This window comes from Streptomyces sp. NPDC006510 (genome assembly GCF_040611955.1).
Classification (GTDB): domain Bacteria; phylum Actinomycetota; class Actinomycetes; order Streptomycetales; family Streptomycetaceae; genus Streptomyces.
The window spans coordinates 158134-177764 of sequence record NZ_JBEXPH010000002.1; the positions used below are offsets into that span (position 1 = coordinate 158134).

17 protein-coding genes and 1 pseudogene are annotated in these 19631 nt (G+C 70.0%); 10 read left to right on the plus strand and 8 right to left on the minus strand.

Annotation, left to right across the window (positions count from 1 at the left end):
* Nucleotides 1-11: 11 nt before the first annotated feature.
* Complete coding sequence (locus tag ABZY11_RS01765; RefSeq protein ID WP_356477195.1) at nt 12-506, minus strand: DUF5994 family protein; 495 nt, start codon at nt 504-506, stop codon at nt 12-14.
* 280 nt (nt 507-786) lie between these two features.
* Here ABZY11_RS01765 and ABZY11_RS01770 point away from each other — a divergent pair, with 280 nt between their 5' ends.
* From ABZY11_RS01770 to ABZY11_RS01780, 3 genes are all read left to right on the plus strand, one after another.
* Complete coding sequence (locus tag ABZY11_RS01770; RefSeq protein WP_356477196.1) at nt 787-1353, plus strand: DUF5994 family protein; 567 nt, start codon at nt 787-789, stop codon at nt 1351-1353.
* A gap of 311 nt (nt 1354-1664) precedes the next feature.
* Complete coding sequence (locus ABZY11_RS01775) at nt 1665-1931, plus strand: hypothetical protein (RefSeq protein WP_356477197.1); 267 nt, start codon at nt 1665-1667, stop codon at nt 1929-1931.
* Nucleotides 1932-1988: 57 nt separating this feature from the next.
* A complete protein-coding gene (locus ABZY11_RS01780) occupies nt 1989-2261 on the plus strand; it encodes a hypothetical protein (RefSeq protein WP_356477198.1) in 273 nt (90 codons plus the stop codon).
* A 572-nt stretch (nt 2262-2833) separates the two neighbouring features.
* Here ABZY11_RS01780 and ABZY11_RS01785 read toward each other — a convergent pair.
* Complete coding sequence (locus ABZY11_RS01785; RefSeq protein ID WP_356477218.1) at nt 2834-3964, minus strand: site-2 protease family protein; 1131 nt, start codon at nt 3962-3964, stop codon at nt 2834-2836.
* Nucleotides 3965-4525: 561 nt separating this feature from the next.
* Nucleotides 4526-5125, minus strand: a complete 600-nt coding sequence (locus ABZY11_RS01790; RefSeq protein WP_356477199.1) for a hypothetical protein — start codon at nt 5123-5125, stop codon at nt 4526-4528.
* Nucleotides 5126-5502: 377 nt separating this feature from the next.
* On the opposite strand from ABZY11_RS01790, the gene ABZY11_RS01795 reads away from it, so the two are divergent.
* Nucleotides 5503-5817, plus strand: a complete 315-nt coding sequence (locus tag ABZY11_RS01795; RefSeq protein ID WP_356477200.1) for a hypothetical protein — start codon at nt 5503-5505, stop codon at nt 5815-5817.
* Between the two features lie 294 nt (nt 5818-6111).
* Here ABZY11_RS01795 and ABZY11_RS01800 read toward each other — a convergent pair whose 3' ends face one another.
* Nucleotides 6112-6894, minus strand: coding sequence for a polysaccharide deacetylase family protein (locus ABZY11_RS01800; RefSeq protein WP_356477201.1), 783 nt, complete (start codon nt 6892-6894; stop codon nt 6112-6114).
* 466 nt (nt 6895-7360) lie between these two features.
* Here ABZY11_RS01800 and ABZY11_RS01805 point away from each other — a divergent pair, with 466 nt between their 5' ends.
* Nucleotides 7361-8107: a DUF1838 family protein gene (locus tag ABZY11_RS01805; RefSeq protein ID WP_356477202.1), complete on the plus strand. Its 747-nt coding sequence runs from the start codon at nt 7361-7363 to the stop codon at nt 8105-8107.
* A gap of 459 nt (nt 8108-8566) precedes the next feature.
* Here ABZY11_RS01805 and ABZY11_RS01810 read toward each other — a convergent pair whose 3' ends face one another.
* Nucleotides 8567-9502, minus strand: coding sequence for an alpha/beta hydrolase (locus ABZY11_RS01810; RefSeq protein ID WP_356477203.1), 936 nt, complete (start codon nt 9500-9502; stop codon nt 8567-8569).
* Nucleotides 9503-9661: 159 nt separating this feature from the next.
* On the opposite strand from ABZY11_RS01810, the gene ABZY11_RS01815 reads away from it, so the two are divergent.
* Together ABZY11_RS01815 and lepB are read left to right on the plus strand one after the other, a co-directional pair.
* Nucleotides 9662-13003, plus strand: a complete 3342-nt coding sequence (locus ABZY11_RS01815) for a tetratricopeptide repeat protein (protein WP_356477204.1) — start codon at nt 9662-9664, stop codon at nt 13001-13003.
* A 333-nt stretch (nt 13004-13336) separates the two neighbouring features.
* On the plus strand, nt 13337-13903 hold the full coding sequence (lepB, locus tag ABZY11_RS01820; RefSeq protein ID WP_356477205.1) for a signal peptidase I: 567 nt from the start codon (nt 13337-13339) through the stop codon (nt 13901-13903).
* A 104-nt stretch (nt 13904-14007) separates the two neighbouring features.
* On the opposite strand, the gene ABZY11_RS01825 is transcribed toward lepB, so the two are convergent.
* Nucleotides 14008-14958 carry an alpha/beta fold hydrolase gene (locus ABZY11_RS01825; RefSeq protein WP_356477206.1) on the minus strand — a complete coding sequence of 317 codons (951 nt, stop codon included), beginning with the start codon at nt 14956-14958 and terminating at the stop codon, nt 14008-14010.
* A 128-nt stretch (nt 14959-15086) separates the two neighbouring features.
* Here ABZY11_RS01825 and ABZY11_RS01830 point away from each other — a divergent pair, with 128 nt between their 5' ends.
* A complete protein-coding gene (locus ABZY11_RS01830; protein ID WP_356477207.1) occupies nt 15087-15686 on the plus strand; it encodes a TetR/AcrR family transcriptional regulator in 600 nt (199 codons plus the stop codon).
* Between the two features lie 205 nt (nt 15687-15891).
* Here the strand turns inward: ABZY11_RS01830 and ABZY11_RS01835 are convergent, their stop codons facing one another.
* Nucleotides 15892-16848: an SMP-30/gluconolactonase/LRE family protein gene (locus ABZY11_RS01835; RefSeq protein ID WP_356477208.1), complete on the minus strand. Its 957-nt coding sequence runs from the start codon at nt 16846-16848 to the stop codon at nt 15892-15894.
* 100 nt (nt 16849-16948) lie between these two features.
* On the opposite strand from ABZY11_RS01835, the gene ABZY11_RS01840 reads away from it, so the two are divergent.
* Nucleotides 16949-17407 (plus strand): Lrp/AsnC family transcriptional regulator, encoded by a 459-nt coding sequence (locus tag ABZY11_RS01840; RefSeq protein WP_356477209.1) that lies wholly within the window; start codon nt 16949-16951, stop codon nt 17405-17407.
* Nucleotides 17408-17419: 12 nt separating this feature from the next.
* Here ABZY11_RS01840 and ABZY11_RS01845 read toward each other — a convergent pair whose 3' ends face one another.
* Nucleotides 17420-18622, minus strand: a complete 1203-nt coding sequence (locus tag ABZY11_RS01845) for an MFS transporter (protein WP_356477210.1) — start codon at nt 18620-18622, stop codon at nt 17420-17422.
* 323 nt (nt 18623-18945) lie between these two features.
* On the opposite strand from ABZY11_RS01845, the pseudogene ABZY11_RS01850 reads away from it, so the two are divergent.
* Nucleotides 18946-19631, plus strand: a pseudogene (locus tag ABZY11_RS01850) (hypothetical protein); the annotation flags it as partial.

Genomic DNA, 19631 nt, shown 5'->3' on the forward strand with positions numbered 1-19631 from the left:
CGCCGTCCCGATCACCCCGACTCCTCGCGCCCGGTTGCCGGTTCGGGAAGCGTGGCGACAAGGATGTCGGCAGCCTGGGTGACGTTGTCGGCGTCGACCGCACGGGCCATGGCGTCTCGTGCCGCGTCGGGTGTCGTGTCCGGCGGCACCACCAAGAAGGCGAAGTGGTCGTTGTCGCCGCGTGTGATGAGGACGGTGTCGTCGCCGACGGGAAAGGAGTCGAGGTGCACGACCCAGTCGTCGACAACCACACGAGTCGGGACATCCTCCCAGGCGGCGGTGTCCAGGCCGACCCTCGTGATGGGGCCGAGGTGCGCGATGAGCACCTCGATCAGGGCGGGCAGCTCGGCCGTGACATACCGGGAGCGGGGCCACCATGCGCCGTCGAGGACGCCTTCGCGGGAGTGTGTCGTCTGCAGCCGGAGCAGTGCCGTGCCGGGTTTCACCGCCCGATGGATCTCGTCCGGAAGGAGCTTCCGGGGGGTGGGGGTGTCAGATTCGGCCATGGTGGTCCGCCTGCCTGCGCGGGGCCGCCGACACCTCATGGCCGGCGAGATACCGCCGTGGTCTCACGGTACTCCGCGTGCCTGTGGTCATGCCCACGAGCATCAGCCGGGCGGTGTTCCCGGTCGGAAATCACCTGGCCAGAACGGCTCGCCCGACCGCAGCGCGGAGTACGCTGAAGATACCGGGAGTAACTCGAACACCCGCTCCCACGCGGACGTCGTTTCCGGCGATCAAGACACTGGGCCGCCCTGCAGGGCGGCCCGGAGACGGGTCCGCATCATGACCAGGACCGTCGAACGCGGAGTGGCACGGGCGCTTGCTCCCCCGCTCCCGACGCGCTTTTCCCTCACGCCGAAGACCACCCTCGCCGGCCAGTTGGACGGTGCCTGGTGGCCCTACTCGCGCGACCTGCTCACCGAGCTTCCGTCCCTGGTCGAAGCGCTGGAAGGGCGTCCGGAAGGGCGTTGGGGACGCATCACGCGCGCCATGGTGAATCCCACCCGCTGGCCCGTCGTCCCGCACAAGGTTCCCGTCGCCGGGCACATCGTGCACGTGGGCTGGTTCACCGAACAGGATCCCGACAAGATGATCCTGCTCTCCCACACCTACACCGCAGGCCGCTGCGACCTGCTGGTGATCCCGCCCGAGACCGAGCCCGCCGCAGCCGCCCGGCTGATGACCGCCGCTGCCGTCCCCGGCAGCGTCCTCACCGCCGGGGTGCTGATGTCCGAAGAAGCCGCGACCGGCCGCCGTATGCGGGACGCCCGAAGCAGCCAGGACGCCTGGGAGACCGATGGCGGGTCGCCCTGCCGCCCCTCCGGCACCCGGTCGTCGGCGCGCGGATGATCCCCCCTGCCGGGGAACACGCGGAGATGACGACATGGAGACCCTGATCGCGCTCGGCATGCGCCTGATCCACCGGCTCAACGCCCAGCACGACGCACGCATCGCGGTCTACCACTTCAGCGATCCCTTCCCGGCCATCAGCCGGCCACGGCCACCACAGCTCGACAGGGCAAGCCTCCAGCCGCAGGCTCACGGGCAGCTGGCCCTGACCTCAGACCACTCCTCCGACCGAAGGCCGCGGGTGGGGCACCCGGCACCCGGGACAACCCACCCGTCGGCCTCTCGCTTCGCCCCGAAGGGAGCACACCGCCTTGTACCCCGTCGACAACGAACCCCTGCCGCAGGCAGGACACGCCGAGATCCGGATCGTCGCCGCCACTCCCGAAGCCGCCCGCGCGGTCGCCGAAGTAATCCGCCACTGCTTCGCCGGAACGGAGCAGCGCAGCTACCCCGCCCCCGGGGGCGGGACCCGGCTCCACCTCACCGTGGACACCGAATCCGCCGCAGGACCCGCCCTCTCCTGGCTCACTACCAGCAGACCGTCCGCGCACACCAGCGCCCAGGGCGACGAAGTCTGAGGAGCATCGGACCTTCAGAGGAGCATCGGACCTTCACATGCACGAAAGGACTCGATCATGGCGACCCTCCGCGAGCGGCAGGTCTACCGCGAGCGGGTCCTGACCGCCCTCTACGAAGCCACCGAAGGCAACCGTCTCCTCGGAGTCCCTGGGCGGAAGCTGCGGAACGGCCTGCGCATCCCGGAGGAAGACCTGGCCGCCGCCTGCACCTACCTCGCCGGCGAGGGCCTGATCACTGTCGACTGGGAACCGGGCAACACACCCGCGATGGTCTCCCTGACCCACCAGGGAATCCGCCGCATGGAGGCCGAAGAAGAAGAACGCGACTGAGCCGGACTGTCCGAGGGCCGACCCGTCCACCGCTCAGCCCGGCACGTACGGCCTGCACGGCCCCTTGTGCGCACACGAACGCGGGGGGACGGGACCTGCCCGATGGCTCGCTCTCCCCTCCCGGCCCGCAGTCGTACAATTGAACGTGGATCGAGCACTCTCACGTGTGACGATCCGGAAGGGCGGCCCCGGCGGAGTGAATGCGCTGGGGCCGTTGCGACGACGGCCGCCATAAGGCCCACGCGCCCGACGTCATGTCGCCGCCTCACAGCCGGCGGATCGGTCCCTTCCGGGGCGAAGGCGTCCAGGAGCCCCGGGGCCAGGAGGTGGGCACGCTCCGGGACGCCCTCCCGGGAGGCCGGGCCGGCCTGGCCCACATCGATGCGGACCCCGCCGACCGCGTCCTGTGCGGCGGTCCCGTACGCGTAGCCGTGTACGTCGGCAGCGGCGCGGAGTGTTCCGTTCAGATGGTGTCGCCCTGCCGGACTGCAGCCCAGAACTGGTTCGTGCACTTCGGGCATGGACGGCCCTGACAATCGGAGCGGGCTTCCGCTACGGGGTCGTGCCAGGGCTCAGTCGGTCCCTCGGCCCCCCAGCGCGCGCTGCTGGGTCAGCCGTGAAATGTCCTTCGCGGTGACGATCCCCACCAGATGGTGCCCGTCCACGACGAGAATGCGCATGCCAGTACCCGGGCGGAGCTTGTCGAGAGCCTCACTCAGAAGATCACTCGGGGCGGCAACCGCGCACTGTGACAGCGGGATCGCCACCTCGCGCACGCGCAACGCCTCCCGGCGCGCTCCCGGTATCCGGGCAAGCTTGCGTATCTGAACGATCCCGCTGGGACGGCCTTCGAAATCGAGCAGCGGCACGGCGGAATGGCGGGAGCTCACTGCCACCTCGTCGATGAAATGCCGGATGGTCAGCCAGTCGGCGCCGGTGGTCACCGGGCTGGACATGGCATCGGCGACCTTGATGCCCCGCAGTGCTGTGTGGATCACGGCGCGCTGCCGTTCGGCGCCGGCGACGACCGTGATGAAGAGACCGACGAAGACGAGCCACAGCCCGCCCGGCGCCCCGCGCAGGAAGGAGATCCAGCCGAAGGCCATCAGCAGCCCGCCCACGACCTGACCGCTTCGGGAGGCCGCCCGATCCGCACGTTCCCGGTCTCCGGTACGCCACCACAACAGCGCCTGCACCACCCTTCCGCCGTCGAGCGGCGCAGCGGGAAGGAGGTTGAATGCGCCCAGGAACAGGTTCGCCCAGCCGAGCCACACCAGAACGGCGGCGGGCACCGCCCAGCCGGACATCGCGTGCAGCCCGATTCCCGCTCCGAGCGCGGCGCTTCCGATGGCCAGGCTGGTGAGCGGCCCGCTGATCGCCACAGCGAAAGCCACCGCGGCCGTCGGCGGTCGCCCCATCCGGGTCATCCCGCCCAGCGCCCACAGCGTCACATCCTGTACCGCGATCTTCTTCCTGCGGGCAATCGCAGCGTGTGCCGTCTCGTGGAGCAGGAGGCTGCCCATGAGCAGCACGGCCCCCACGGCACTGGCGAAGGTGTAAACCGCATTCGAGCGCCCTGGAGTCCATACGGGGAGGGTCTGGCGGCCAAGACCGTACGCGAACAGGACGACCAGCAGCGGCACGCTCCAGTGCATCCGCAGTGGTACCCCGACAACTTGTCCGACACGGACCGAGCCGTTCATCGTCGTCTCCCGCCGGCTCTGCACCCGGTCCACCGGACAGGACCTCGCGACCCGACTCCATGGACCGACCAGCACGGCACCCACCCACAATTGTCGCTCTCGGAATCTCCCGCAGTCGGCCAGGGCCCAGGACGAGCTTGCTGACCGGCGAACTGCCCGAAGAGCCCGCCCGCCCATTCCGGGTCCGGGTACGCCAGCCGCCCCTCGTCCCCTCCGAACCCAGACGCACGGTTCCAGCCGAGCCGACACGCCCCGCGTGCCACTACGTGCCATTCGTAGGGGTAAGAAGCGGTCACCTCCCAGATGTTTCATGAGCTTATTGATTCCATCCGCAAAGGCACCCCGATTAACCGCTCCATTCGGACGCACAAAGTCCAGGTCCGGCATGTCCGTTTTTTCAGAGCCGTAACTACCGACACTGCCAACCACCGTCCACTCCTGGGGCCCTGTTCCATATCGCGCAAACATCAGCGGCCTGCCCACACGCCCCAACAAACGAAGAAGAGCCCGTCAGCAAGCTGACGGGCTCCCGCGAAAAATCGAGGCTAACCTGCTATCGGGTCAGATCGTCGGTGTGTCATCGACGATCTCCTTGTGCGGTTCGACAATGAACCTCCAGCCATCGCTGGGCTCCAGGAACCGCACTCGGGTCGGGTAGATGTCCAGGGCACGGCGGTCGCGATTTTGACTGTTCGTGTTCTTCCGCCCCCGGGCCGGCTCCTCGTACAGATCGACCTTGACGTCCGGCACCGCGACGGCTTCCTCGCTCCAGCGCTGAACGATCCCCGCGCCGAACGCGTCCCGTGCGGCGGAGTAGAGCGAATCCAGAGATTCCTTGCTCCCGTCGGGCACGAAGAGGGCGAGGTTCAGGAGGACGCCGGCACTCTGGAGAACCTCGATTTCTTCCCCTGCCTTGTCGGCAATCCAGATCCCGCGCTCTTCGACATTGTCCGGGAGAACATGAATTTCCTCACCGAAGATCGTCCTCGCGGTGAAGGAGCCTCCCTCGAAATTCTTACCCGGCTTCGTGAGGAAAGCCGGGGCGTAGCAGTCGAGAGGAAGGCCATCCATCCCCGCCGAGACGAAGATGTCGTCCTGGAGGTCCAATTCTGAGACCTCTCCGGCCGTAAGACGTCGAGCCGTAACCTTCTCGGTATTCACGCCATTCCCCTTTTTTCGCGGCGTCCTATAAATTCATTAGGACTATACCATGAAAGCGAACAGCCAGTCCCTTTATGCACGCCTTCGCGCTCGCGACAGTACAGCCCTCCGAGTAATTTCTTCCGACAGAACAGCAGACAAATCCTCTCGAATCACCATCGAAACGCAGCCCCCGTAAGGAAATACGGTGAGATCCATCCAAAAGGTGACTCACCGCTTCGTCCGGGTTTTCGAACCAAGTCGGCCGCCAAGTGAAATGGGAGCGGCCTTGTTCGAATGGCGACCCGGCGACCCGATCGAGCGAACCACGGCGGTCGCCTCTCCGATCGGGCACTTCACGCCTCGCCCCTACGGCCGCCTTCGCGAGGCCGCCGTCGATGTTGAAGGTGTTCCACAATATGGGTACCGACCTTGTCATCGCGGCGAACACCGTCGTGGAGGTCAGCCGCTCTCGCAATCCGCGCCTCAACTGGACGCTGTCGCGGATCAAGGTGGAACTGGTCACCGAGCAGGCGGCGAAGGCAGCCGCGGAGCCCCTCGGAGGAGCCGGACCGCACGGCCACAAGTACGCCATCGACGCCACCGTGGCCGAGGTGGCACTGCGCCAGCCGAAGCCGGTCGCACTGCTGACGTCCGACAGCGACGACATGACCAGGCTCTGCGGCAAACAGGTCCGGATCACCCCCCTCTGACCCACCAACCCCTTCGAGCACGTGCGCCGCCGCGCCTCCTCATCGGGACGGACGATGGCGTGCAACCTCGAAGGATGTCACCGCATCGCCGCTGCCTGTGCCCCAACCGTGCCCGGACGAACGGTCAAGAGTGGTGAACAGGGGCGCTGAGAGACTGCGGCGGAAGTTGTTCCGAAGCGGCGTATCACGGCTTCTCCTTGGCCTCATCTCGGGCGGCCCGCACGAGATCAGACAGTCCGCTCGCGGCCTCCTGCTGTTGCTCAAGATCCGAATGTCAGTGCGGGCGGGCCTCACTTACCGCACGGGGAAGCCGAAGGAGTACCCCTGCTGCTTCAGCCAGGGCAGGATCTCGCGCAGGGCGGCCAAGGTCTGGGAGCGGTCCCCTCCCGCGTCGTGGAAGAGGACGGTCGGCCCATTGGAGATCTCGCGCTTGACGGTGGCGACCATGGTGTCCGCACCGGGACGCTCGAAGTCTTTGGAGTCGACGTTCCAGCCCAACGGTCGCATCCCCCGGGACGCGGCGAGTTGCCGGCTGTACGGGGTGAAAGCACCGCCCGGGGCCCGGTAGTACTGCGGCCGGACGCCTCCGGACGCCTTGGTGATCATGCGTTCGGCGTCCAGGATCTGCTGGGACTGGTATGCCTCGGACTTGGAGTCCATGGCGGTGTCGTGCGAGACCGTGTGGTTGCACAGCCGGTGCCCGGCCGCCACGACCTCCTTGACCAGGTCCGGGTGTGCCTGGGCCTGCGTGCCCACCATGCAGAACGTGGCCTTCACGCCGTTGTCCTCCAGCAGTTTCAGCACCTGCGGCGTCCAGACCGGGTCCGGTCCGTCGTCGATGGTGATGTTGACGCCCCGGGCGCCGCGGTCCGAGGCGTGCGCGATGTCCGCCGCCACCTTGGTCACCGTCCGGTCCTGAGACCGGGCGTCCGGCGCTGAGACACGTGCTTGCGGCTGCCGCCCTCCGGCGGTGCCGGCCTGCGCGGTCCACACCGAGGTGGCAGCGGCCACCGCCGTCACCCCGAGCGCCGCCGCGAGAAGCCGGCTGTGCCATCCCCTTCCCTTGTGCTTTGCCATGTCCGCCCGCCCCTTTTGCTGTCTCCGCCGATGCCGTGCGCTCATGAAGACATACGAACGCCCTTACGGGATCACTCTGTTACCGATCGCAGACGAATCCACAGGGGACCGGCGACAAACGCAGGAGGCCCGCGACAGATGACGGGGCGCAACGGCCTCGAAAAGGTGCCGGCGAGGGCGGCAGACGCTGATCCGCACGGATTCCGGCGAAGGCACCCAGCGCATGCGTCGAATGGCTCGCGAAGCAGGGCCGATGGCCGTCCCACTCGGTCGGTATGACCCTCACCGAACAGAATCCCCGGTCCGTGCCGACACTGCCGCGTGACCCGCGTCAGACATGTGGTTGGGTCGTCTCCTTCGGATCCAGCCAGGCCCATCGGCCCGGGAGCGGCTGCTTCCGGTCGCTTTCGTCCCCGGCTGGTGGGTTCCCGCCCGGTCGGAGCGGCGGCCGCGCAGAGTAGTCCACATGACGACACCCGCAGAGCTGCTCCGATCCTTCGCCCGCACCCGTGCCTCGCTCGACGGCGAGGAGGTCACGTACTGGTGGTCCGGAGACGTCTACTCCTGGGCCCCGGACGAGCCCTACCAGCGCATCTTCGGCTTTGAAGGGCTCAACGTCGCCCGCCTGGTCCAGGACGCCGAAGCCGGCCCGGACACCTACCAACTGCTCACCCGCGAGGCCGCCTTCTACCTGGACCCCGTCACCCGCGAGATCCTGGAGACCTGGCAGGACCTGCCGGTGGTGCACGTCTGGAACGACCCGGCGAACCAGAAATGGCGCCCCTTCCCGATCCCGACGACCGAGCTCGGCGGAGAGGTCTGCTTCAGCCTGGAGATCCCGCTCGCCTACCCCTCGCCGCTGCCGGTGGCCCAGTACCCCGTCCACTCGGCCGGCGACACGTACAAGGCTCTGGAGCTCTTCCAGTTCTTCGCCGCCCGCGCCGACCTGGCCGGCCCGGCGCCCAGCGTCCCTGCCGGCATGTCGTGGACCCGGATGTCCCCTTGGCTCCCGTGGATGGCCCGTGGTCAGCGGCCCGGTGGCCTCACCTTCCACTGCCGGGGCCGCAAGCTCGGCTCCCGCACCGAGGTCCCCGAGCGCACCCGTGCCTACATCGCCGACCACCACCCGGAGTTCGCCCGGGCCCCGGAGAAATGGAGCGAGCCGAACGAGACCAGCTGGACGTACTTCCGCAAGCTCAACCCGCCGAAGTAGCTGCCGGGCTTCCCCCCGCCGCCCAGCCTCCACGGGCCCCGGCCGACCCCCTTCAGACCACGTTCAACGCCGCGCGATCCGGTGAGCGGACGGTCCGGGCGGGCGCGGCGCCAGGGGGTGAACGGTCGGGTTGCGGTCCAGGCCCATCAGTCGGTACGCCAAGTGCTGCCGGGGAACCTCCATCTGCGGGTCCGTGTCAGGGAAAGCGGCACGCCAAGCCGACGCCCGCACCGACATCTCCCCTGACTCCGCACGGGAGGCGTGCCACAACGTGCCGGTAGGGGCGGTACACAGCGGTCGCCAAAGGGACTGACGAGGCAGTCAGGCCGAGGCCGTCGGCACCCGTTCCAGCAGGTCAGAAGCTATGCACGGGCCAGTCGACGAGTGCACCGGCCGGGCTGCATCCGGATACCGGCTCGCGAACCGAACCTACTCAGCCGCACCACGCGGCCGCAGCACCTACTCAGCCGCACCACTCGGCCGCAGCGCCTCCGCCAGAGGGCGCGCGGTCCTCTTGTGGGCGAGGTACTTGACCGCCGGGTGCGCGTCCAGGCCCCGGTTGCGGACCATCAGGGTCTCGCCGAGGACCTCGGGCGCGTCGTCCGCCGATGCGACGACTTTCCGCAGGTCCAGGGAGGCGACGATGTAGTCGTCCCGGTCGGCCACGTTCACCCAGCGGTGCAGCATCCCCGGCACGCGTGGCGGTTGGGGACGCAGTCGCTCCCGGACGATCGTGCGCAGCCCCAGCGGAGAGCCGAAGGTCACCAGCAGCGGCAGCGGCTCCCGCAGCCGGTGCAGCGCCTCGTACGCCACTACCGTGCCCAGCGAGTGGGCGTACACCGCACGCGTCTCCGGGCCGATCTCTCGCAGCAGGGCCTCCTGCGCCTCTTCGCGGATCCGCTCGTCGTCCAGATAGGCGGCGACCTGCGCCAGATTGGTCACGATCGTGGCCTTGAGGGCGCCGAAGACCGAGCGGGCGACCGGCCCGCAGCGGGCGAGGCTGCCCACCGTCACCCGGAACAGCTCGAACACGCCCTGCTCGGGGCCCAGGTCCTCGCGGAACGGGGTCAGTTCGCGGGCGGCCTCCTCCCGGTCCTCCGGGCGGTCGGCGTGTGCCTCGATGTTCTCCAGGAAGTCCTGGCCCACCCGCCGGGCGGTGTCGGCCATCCCCTCCGGCAGGGGCTGGTCCCACTCGTCCTGGGGGGTGTAGGGCCTGAAGAGGTCCCGGTAGTAGGCCATGGCGGTGCTGGTTCGGCCGCCCTCGATCGCGTCGGCGGCCTCCGTCTCCTCGGCGTTCCGCAGGGAGGCCGCCAGGGCCGCGACCCATGCGGTGTGCATTTCCTGCGCGGGCTCCTCCACCGGTCCGATGCCATGGACGAACACGACTTCCGCCACGTGCGTGGCTCCCTCCACCCCGGTTTCCGCGTGCGGCCCGTCCCGGCTTGCCCCGGTCGGGCACGGCGCGGCGTGCCATCTGCGGCCCCAAGCCTCCTGTCGCCCGCCGGTTTCGTCAACTCGCCCGTTTGTCACTCCTCTTGAATCAATAATGACCGGATGTCGAACCGCTTTTCCTTAGTGATCGCCGCCCAGTGGGACGCGTCCGGCCGCAACCTGGACGATCTGGAGCAGGAGGCGCGGAGGCTGAACGCGTACCTTCGCGACGACGACAGAGGCGGATGCCTGCCCGCCCACGCAGATGGGGTGCTGCTCGACCCGCCGACGGTGGAGACGGTACGGAGCGCGGTCGCGTCCGCGTTCACCCACACAATGCTGTCCGCCGAGGACGGACCTGCGACGCTGGTCCTCGCCTTCCTGGGCCACGGATTCGGCGTACGCCACGACGACTTCCTCTTCCCCATCGCCACCAGCCCCGCGACCCCCGACCCGGAGACGGCCTATTCCGTCCCCTCCGGACTTCGGGACGGGCTGACCCGGCACGGGGACGTACGGGCGCTCGCCGTCCTGATCGACGCCTGCCAGTCGGGCGTGGCCGCGCTCGCCGCCGCCAAGGAGTGGTTCCCGGCGTCGATGGAACGGGGCCGTGAAATCGGCCTCGTGACCTCCGCATCGGACGACCAGCCCGCCTTCGGACTGTCCTTCGTACGTGGCGTGAACCAGGTCCTCCAGTACGGTCACGCGCGGCTCGGCACCGAGCTGTACGACGAGGACCTGCGCTGGGCCGCGGGACGGGGGGCCAGGGGCCAGCTGCCCCAGCTGGTCCGGCACGGCGGTACGCACGGCGGCGACAACCCGGGGCGGCCGCACTGGATCGCCAGGAACGTGGCCTTCATCGGCGCCCACAGCGTCCTGGCGGACAGCGACGTCGGCCAGGAGCAGTTGGGCCGACTGCGGCTGTTCCAGCCTCCCGAGCCGCTGCCGGAGATCACCCGCACGGTCGGCGCCCACCGTGCGGTCGCGATCGTGGGACGGCGGGGGTACGGCAAGAGCGTGCTGGCCGCGGCCCTGTGCAGACCCGAACTCCTTCCGGACACCGCGGCGTTCGGCATCGCGGCGCTGCGCGAGCTCACGGAGGGCGACATGGACGAGCCGGTCCTCCAGGACATCGCACGGCAGCTGCGTACCCACCTCCCCGGCTTCGAGGAGGCCCGTGCCGCGTTCTGCAAGGAGGTCCCGGCCAACGTACGCAACGACCTCCGGCCGGAGCGTCGGCTCGTCACCGAGCCACTGGCGCGCTGCCCGGCGCCCACCGCGCCCGCACGCGTCGTCGTGGACGGCTTCGACCAGCTGCACCCGACGCAGCGGGGGCGAATCGTCGATGCGCTGAGCACGCTCGCCCGCGACACACCGCCCTGGTTCGGGATCGTCGTCACCAGCCGCGACGGCCTCGAACTGCCCGCCGACTGGCACCGGTTCGCGATGCCCCCGGCGTCCCGGGAGCAACTGGACGGATACGTACGGCTCAGGGTCAGCCGACCGGAACGGCGGGCCCGCATCGTGACGGTGGCCGACGGCAACTGGCAGACAGCGCGGCTGTGGGCGGACGCGGGCAGTGGCAGGACCCCGGTGGACGGCGGCTACACGAAGGCGTTCCACCGGGCCCGTGAGTCCGCGCCCGGCGGCGCGGAGCAGGCGGACGCCACCCTGAACGTGCTGGGCGCGGTGGGGCGCGGCCCGGTGCTGCCCCGCCCGCTGCTGCTCCGGGGCGCCGCGCTGCGCGGCGGTCCCGTTACGGACGGGGCGCTGGATCAGGTGCTGGAGTTGCTCGCCGGGCTGCTGAGCCGGGTCCCCGAGTCGCGCGTCGGTGAAATGGTCGGTGTCGACCACCAGACAATGGTCGACTACATGACCGCGGAGGACGACAGACTCGACCTGGAGGACGGTCATCGATCCCTGGTGGAGGCGCTCGACAGCATGGCACCCATGAACCAGCACGACCCGGACGACCCGCTGCACGCGTACGCCCGCGACTCCGAGCCCCTGCACCTGTGGCACATCAAGAACTACGAGCGGCTGCTGGAGAGCCTGAACGCACGCGCCTCGTCCGACGCGGCAGCCAACCGCGACCGGCTCCTCGGCTGGTGCGAGCGGCTGGCCGAGCGCCCGGGCCCCGGAAGCCCCTTCACTCTGCGGGCCCGGCAGCAGGCCGCGTACTGGGCCGGGCGCGCCGGATCGTACAGCAGGGCGCGCACGATGTACGAGGCGGTCCTCGGCGACCAGCTGCGGTTCCTGGACGAACCCGAGCACCCGGACATCCTGGAGACCCGGCACCGCATCGCGTACGCGACGGGGCAGATGGGCCGGTTCGCGGAGGCGGTGGAGCTGCACGAGGGGGTTCTGGCGGCGCAGACCCGGATGTTCGGGGCCGACGACCGGCGCACGATGGAAACCCGGCACCACATCGCGTACTGGACGGGCCGCGGCGGCGCGATGGCGGAGGGGCTTCGGCGCCACGAGGAGTTGCTGCCGCACCAGATCCGCGCCCTCGGAGCCACGCACAAGGACGTCCTGGAGAGCCGCCACTACATCGCCTACTGGTACGGCCGGCTCGGCCGCCCCGAGGAGGCGCTGGCCATGCACGCGCAGCTGCTGCAGGACCGGGTGGCGGTGTTCGGTGCGGACCACGAGCAGGTGGTCTTCAGCCGGATGAACATCTGCAGGTTCACCTGCGAGGCCGGGAGGTTCCGCGCCGGCCTCGACGACTACCGGCGCCTGCTGCCCGAGGTGGAGAGGGTGAAGGGCACGGAACACCCGGACACCCTGCTGGTCCGGCTCAACATCGCCCGCTACACGTGGGAGCTGGGCGACGCGGCCGCCGCCCTGCCGCTGCACGAGGAACTGCTGTCGGACCAGCGCAAGGTGAACGGCGAGCGGCACCCCATCGTTCTGATCACCCGCAACAACCTGGCGTGGATCCGCGGCGAGCTGGGCGACCCGGAGCGTGCCCTTCGGGAGCTGACCGCTCTGCGCGAGGAGCGCGTGGAGGTGTACGGACGGGCGGACCACACCGAGGTGCTGACCACCCGGCTCGGCATCGCCTGGTGGACGGCGGCGACCGGCGACCTGCCCGCAGCGGTCCGGGAGCTGCGCGCGGTGGCCGCCGACCGCGCCGCGGCCCTGGGCGACGACACCCACCCCGACGTGCTGGATGCCCGCTCCCGCCTCGGTGAGCTGCTGGTCCGCACGGCGGACGGTGACAGCGTCGCGGAGGCCGTGGAGCTGCTGACGGCGACGGAGACCGAGCAGACGGCCCGGGCGGGCGAGCTGCACCCCCACATTCTGGCGACGCGCACTCGCCTGGCAGCCGCCCTGCTGAAGGCCGACCGCCCGACCGAGGCCCGCGCCCTGCTCACCCGCCTGCTCCCCCAGCAGAAGAAGGCGCTGGGACCGCACCACCCGGCGACACTGCGCACCGGGGACCGCCTGAGAACGCTGTGACGGCAAGGCCGCCCGGCACGCGTCGTACGTTGGCCTTTCCTTGTCGCCCGGACCACATGTACGGCGCGTGCCGGTAACGACGCGGCGGCGCGTGCCGTTACCGGCACGCGCCCCGAGCGGTGGGCCAAGGCGCCGGCTGCGGGCAGTCAGCACCGGCGGGAACCGGGTGCGCTTCCGTGCCGAGGCCGCATAGCCTCTGTTGGCCCGCGAAGTCGTCGGGCGGTTCAAGGGGAGGGATGGCGGCGCATGCGGCAGCGAAGCACGATCGGCAGGTGGAGAGATACGGCCTGGGTGCTGGCACCACTCGGGTTGGCCCTCCTGGCAGGGACCATCGTGTACACCTTCGCGAACTACAGGACGGTCACCGTCATGGGCGACTCGATGAGGCCCACATACCGTCCGGGTGATCGGCTGTTGATCGAGCAGATCGACGCGAACGAGATACGCCGAGGTGATGTCGTCCTCATCGACGCACCCGAGCGCTATCGGACCGAACCGGTGTTGCGGCGGGTCATCGGGGTGGGTGGCGATCACGTGTCGGGGGCCGGGACTCGGGTCACGGTGAACGGGAAGCCACTCGACGAGCCGTATGTGACGGATGCCGACGAGCACGTGATGCCCGGAACGTACGAGGCGAAGGTCCCGGACGGGCGGTTGTTCGTGCTGGGCGACCACCGCGCGAACGCCAACGACTCGCGTTACCACCTCAGTGAACGGTCGGGCAGCTTCGCGGCCTCCGGCGTGCGGGGACGGACACTGGAGAACTCCGCCGCACCGACAGCGTTGATGACGACCGGGGGCCTCGGAATTGTGCTGACGCTGATCGGCATCGGAGGCTACGCAGCCAGGCGACGTGCCTCGAGATCGCTGCCGCCCGGCACACCATGGGCCGTGGCCTGAGCGCCGGGTCGGTGCGGACGCGGCAGCACACGCACGGCGGCAATCACCGTGGCCGTCACACATCGCGGCGCCCTCGCGGCACACAGCCCCGGCGGGCGCCGGAGTTACGCCTCGGTGGTGCCGTGGTTCGCGGGCGGGGCGAGGGGGTCGGTGTCCTGCATGAAGTCGAGCATCCGGGCATTGACCAGGTCGGGGTGGTCGATCTGCGGGCCGTGGCCGGTCGCGGCGATGATTTCGGCGCGGGCTCCGGGGATCAGGCGCGGTACCCGCTCCAGTTGGCGCTGCGGGTGCACCAGCAGGCTGCGCTTGCCCATGATCAGGTGGAACGGCGTCCGGATGGAGCCCAGTTGCTCGTCGGACAGCGGCAGGGGCGCGGGCCGGCGGATGCGGAAGGCGCGTACGCCCGCCCGGACCATCGCGCGCAACTCCGGTACGACGAGAACCGGTTGCTCCAGCCAGGCCGCCAGGCGGGGGCGCAGGGACTTGGGTGCGAAGGTGGCGAAGAGGCTGGCGAAGACCCAGACGAAGAAGCGCAGGCCCACCTTCTCCAGGCCGCCCGGGTCGAGGGCGGTGACCGAGGCGAGCCTTCCGGGACGCAGGTGCGCCTGGTTGATGACGAGCCAGCCGCCGTAGGACGAGCCGACGAGGTGGACCCGGTCCAGGCCGAGCGCGTCGAGGGCCTCGTCCATCCACTGGGCGGCGCGCTCGGGCTGCCACATGGGTTCCCGGTGCACGCTGCGTCCGGGGTCGCCAGGGGTGTCGAGGGCGTAGACGGGGCGCTCGGCGCTGAGCGCCCGGGTGTTGGGGTACCACTGCGCGGAGCAGCCGCCGGACCCGTGGATCAGGACGACCGGGGTGCGGGCCCCGGCGGCCGGGTCGGTGGGGCCGTACCGGTAGACGTGCGTGGTGCCGAAGGCGGTCTCGACATCCGTCTCGGAACGGGCCGGCGCGCCCAGCGCGTAGACGGCCTCGCAGGCGGCGAAGTACCGGTCGCGCAGCACGTCGTTGACATAGCGGCCGACGTCACGGCGTACGCGGGTGGTGTTCTCGGGCACGGCAGCACCTCCGGGGATGACTCGTCCTTCGTAATACGACCGTATCACTACGTTGGTACGGCGGTATCATGAAGAGGTCCGGGTGGCCGGACCGCGCAGGCACGACCGACGGGTGGAGACACGAGAGCATGCCGAAACGCGTGGACCACGAGGAACGGCGGGGCCGGATCGCCGAGGCCCTCGTCCGGGTCGCCGGACGGCGCGGACTGCACGCGGTCGGCATGCGGGACGTGGCGGCCGAGGCCGGTGTGTCGCTGCGGCTCGTGCAGTACTACTTCGGGACCAAGGAGAAGCTGCTGCTCTACGGGCTCCAGCATCTGACCGATCGGTTCACCGCACGGGTGGGCGCCCGACTGCGGGCCGACGACAGGGCCCCGGGGCCGCGCGCGACCATCGAGGCGCTGCTGCTGACCTCCCTCCCGACCGACGAGGAGAGCCGGACCTTCCACCTCCTCTACACCTCGTACGCGATCCTGTCCGTGACCGACGAGGCGCTGGCCGCCCAGCCCTTCATCGACAACCCCGACGCCGCCGAGGACGCCCTGACCGGTCTGCTGCGGCAGGCGCAGGAGGCCGGGCTGGCCGATCCCGGCGTGGACGCGCGCACGGAGGCCATCGGCCTGCTCGCCATGGCGGCGGGCATGGGCACCAGCATCCTGGTGGGCCAGCGGGGGCCGGAGTCGGCCATCGAGGTACTGCGCCACCACCTGGACCGCATCTTCACGTAGGCCCTCGGGGCCCGGGCGGTGGGTGGTCGACGGGGCTGCGCACACTGGTGCGGGAGTTGCGTACGAGCGAGCTGGGGGGAACGGGTGGAAAGCTGGGCACGGCGGCACCGTGGGTGGTTGTGGGGTTGCACGGGTTTGCGGCTGCCGGCAGCGCCGTGAGACGGCGCGCCGGCCGCGAGCGGTGGCGAGGACGCATGGCCTCGGCTCACCTGGCGGGACTCGTCCGGGGCCGGTGGCCCGGCCCCGTCGGATGCGTCCCGGTGACGCTCATGACCACCGAGTAGAGGCTGGTATCGGCGGCGATGAAGAGGCGGTTGCGCTTGGCGCCGCCCCAGGCGATGTTGGCCACCGCCTCGGGTACGACGAGCCGTCCGATCAGGGTGCCGTCCGGGTCGTAGCAGTGCACACCGTCGTTCATCGCGGCGACCCAGAGTCGGCCGCCGTCGTCGAGGCGGAGGTTGTCGAAGCGGGCTGCCGGGCGGTGCCCGGCCGCGGCGAAGATCTCACCGTCAGACAGCGTGCCGTCGTCGCGCACGTCGAAGACGCGGATGGAGCCCGCGCGGGTGTCGGAAACGAACAGCCGCTGCTCGTCGGCCGAGAAGACCAGTCCGTTCGGCGCGCCGAAACAGTCGGCGACCAGGCGCACTTCACCGCTGGACGGGTCGATGCGGTAGACGTTGTTGGAGCCGATCTCGCTCTCGGCGCGGTAGCCCTCGTAGTCGCTGGTGATGCCGAAGTCCGGGTCCGAGAACCAGATCGAGCCGTCGGACTTCACCGTCGCGTCGTTCGGGCTGTTCAGGCGTTTGCCCTGCCAGTGGGAGGCCAGCACCGTGACCGTGCCGTCGTGTTCGGTACGTGTCACCCGGCGGTTGCCCTGCTCGCAGGTGACGAGCCGGCCCTCGCGGTCGAGGGTGTTGCCGTTCGTATGTCCTGCCGCGCGGCGGAAGACGCCGACGGCGCCGGTCTCCTCGTCCCAGCGCAGCATCCGGTCATTGGGGATGTCGCTCCAGATCACCTGTCGCCAGGCGGGCACGTAGATCGGCCCCTCGGCCCAGCGACAGCCGGTGTACAAGACCTCCAGGCCCTTGTCGCCGTTCATGCATCGCCCGGTAAGGAACCGGTCGTCAAGGGCCTCGTACAGTGTGGGGCGCTCGCTGGTCATGGTGTCCATCCCTCCCGGCAGATACCGAATCATCTCCGGTATCGGATGGAGACCGCAAGATGTCATATGGTCACAACAGGCGTTCACCGAATGGAGATTCGTGGATCACATCGACCGTGTTCTGCTGGCGCAGCTCCAGCAGGACGCCACCCAGTCCTACGCCGCACTGAGCAGGACCGTCGGGCTCTCGGCCGGCGCCACTCACGAACGCGTCCGGAAGCTGCGGGAGCGCGGCGCGATCCGGCGTACCGCGGTCGAGGTCGACCCGGCGGCGGTGGGGTACGGGGTACTGGCCTACGTGACGGTCGACTCCACGTCCTGGATGGGTGATTCGGCGGATTCCTTCGCCGCGCTCCCCGAGGTCGTCGAGGCACATGTCATCGCCGGCAGCGCATCGGTGCTGGTGAAAGTCAGGACCGCGACCACCGAGCAGCTCCAGGACGTGCTGCGCCGGATACACACGATCGACGGCGTCAACGGAACGCGGGCCACAGTGGTGCTGGAGACCCTTTTCGAACGGCCGGTCTCCCCGCACGGCGAAGATCAGGAGCAGGAGTGAGCCCCCAGGCGATCACTCGCCGCGAGTCCCGCTTCCCGGGGCCCGGACAGCAGAAGCGGAAGAGGCAGCCGCAGCCCCAGCGGGGATCACGAAACATGCCGCCGCGGCCAGTACTCCGGCCAGCATGAAGCCCCGCGCGTACCCGGCCGAGCCGATGAGGGCGCCCAGCAGCGGTGGTGTCAGCGAGGCGGCGAGGTTCTGGCCGGTGTTCTGGACGCCCATGGCCCGTCCCGACCAGGAGCTTCCCGCGAGCTCGGCGACCGCGGTGAAGGCCAGGCCGTTGGTGCTCGCGGTGATTCCGCAGGCGACGATCACGGCGAAGTCCGTCAGCGGCGAGGGCCGGAGGGCGCCCAGCGCGGTCGCGCCCATGACGACGGCGATGCACACGGCCAGCTGCCGCATCGGCCGCACCCGGCTGCCGACCCGGTCGGACCAACGGCCCGCCAGCACACGCGAGGCCGCCCCCAACACCTGTGCCACCACCAGGAGTTGACCCGCGTGTACGGCGCTCCAGCCCCGGACGTCGATCAGGAACACCATCGCGAAGGCGTTCGTCGCGAACTGCGGAACGCAGAGCAGCGCGCTGGAGGCATGGATGCGCCACAGGCCGGCGTGGCGGTACGGGTTGGGGGCCGGCTCCTGCCCTGTCGTCCGCGCGGTGCGGGGCGGGTCCGTGGTCAGCGAGCCGACGAGCACGGCGACGACACCGCACAGTGCCGCGCAGAACAGCACGGTCCCCGCGATGCCGTCGCGTGCGGCGAGCGTGGGGACCACCAGGGCGGCGATGCCCATGCCCAACGGGGTCGACGTCTGCCGGATGCCCATGGCGAGACCTCGCTCCCGGGCGGAGAACCATCCGACGACGAGCCGGCCGCTGGCCGCGGAGACCGACGCGCTCGCCGCCCCGGCCAGCGCCAGGAGCACGCCCAGCGGAACCAGGCCGTTCACCGTGGCCGCCAGGGAGAGGAGTACGGCCGTCATGGCCAGACCGGAAGTGATGACGAGCCGCTCACCGAAACGGTCGGCCAGGGCTCCCCAGGCTATGAGAGTCAGCATGAGTCCGACCGTGGGACAGGCGACCAGCAGCCCGACCTCACCGAGGGTCAGCCCGTTGTCCCGCCTCAACGTCTCCGAGGTGTACGGAAGTCCGTAGAGGAAGGTGCAGGCGACCGTCTGTGCCGCGGTCCCGAGAGCCAGCATCATCCAACGGCGCACGGCAGCCTCCCTGGTGTGTGCAGGATGCAACTATGACACCGTATCCACCATGCAAGACAGACTGTCTCGCATGGTGATCCGATCCGCAAATGCCCCGCGGCTGCGCCCTCCCCGGCCACCAGGCCCGGCGGCGCACGGCCATGAACGGCCACGTACGGCCACGCACGGGCCGGCCATCGGCGAACAATCTTCGCGAGAGCAACACGCCGACTGCGCACAACCTCCCGCAGGTGCCATTACGTTGTTGCCCGCTCGATCAAGAGTGCGAACTTGAACAGGTCGCCGGAGTTCCTGGCAGCGCAGTCAGCACAGAGAGATCGCGGATGGACTACTGCTCCTCATGCCGCCGGACCCTCAACGGGGCCCTGGTGTGCCCCGGGTGCGGCGCGTACGCACCGGACATCGCCCCCGTCGGCCATCACGTCCACAACGCGGCACCGGTGACCGTGAAGACGGTGGAGACCTGGCCGGCGGAGCCATGGCCGGTGCCGGAGACCCCGGAGCAGGCCGACCGTCCGGACTCTGCGGCCTCTTTGGACTTCGACTCCGACGCCCCTCGCACGGGCGCCGGGCTGTCGAGCGACGCCGGGCCGGCCGTTCCCGCGACTCAGGGTCGCGCCGCCCGGCGCCGCCAACTGGCGCGCTGGAAGAAGCACCGGCGCCGGGCCGTGCTCGCGTCGACCGTCGCGCTCGTCGGGGGCGGCCTGACCCTCGCCGTGCTGCCGTCCCGGCCGTCCACCGGCCACGACGCCCAGGCCACCATGACGCCAGAGCCGAAGGCCACGGCCACGGACCGGGCCGACGCCACCGACACCGACTCGTCCTCCGTACGGCCACGCACCCGCGATCCGCAGGGTTCCGGCACCGGCGCCGCGCCGTCCGCGGCCACCGGCCCGCAGCGGAGCACCGTCGCGGTGTCCAGCACCGTCACGAAGAGCACACGGCGGACCGCCGTCGCCGCCCGTCCCGCGGCGGTGACGGTCCCGCAGCCCCGCACCACCCCCGCGAC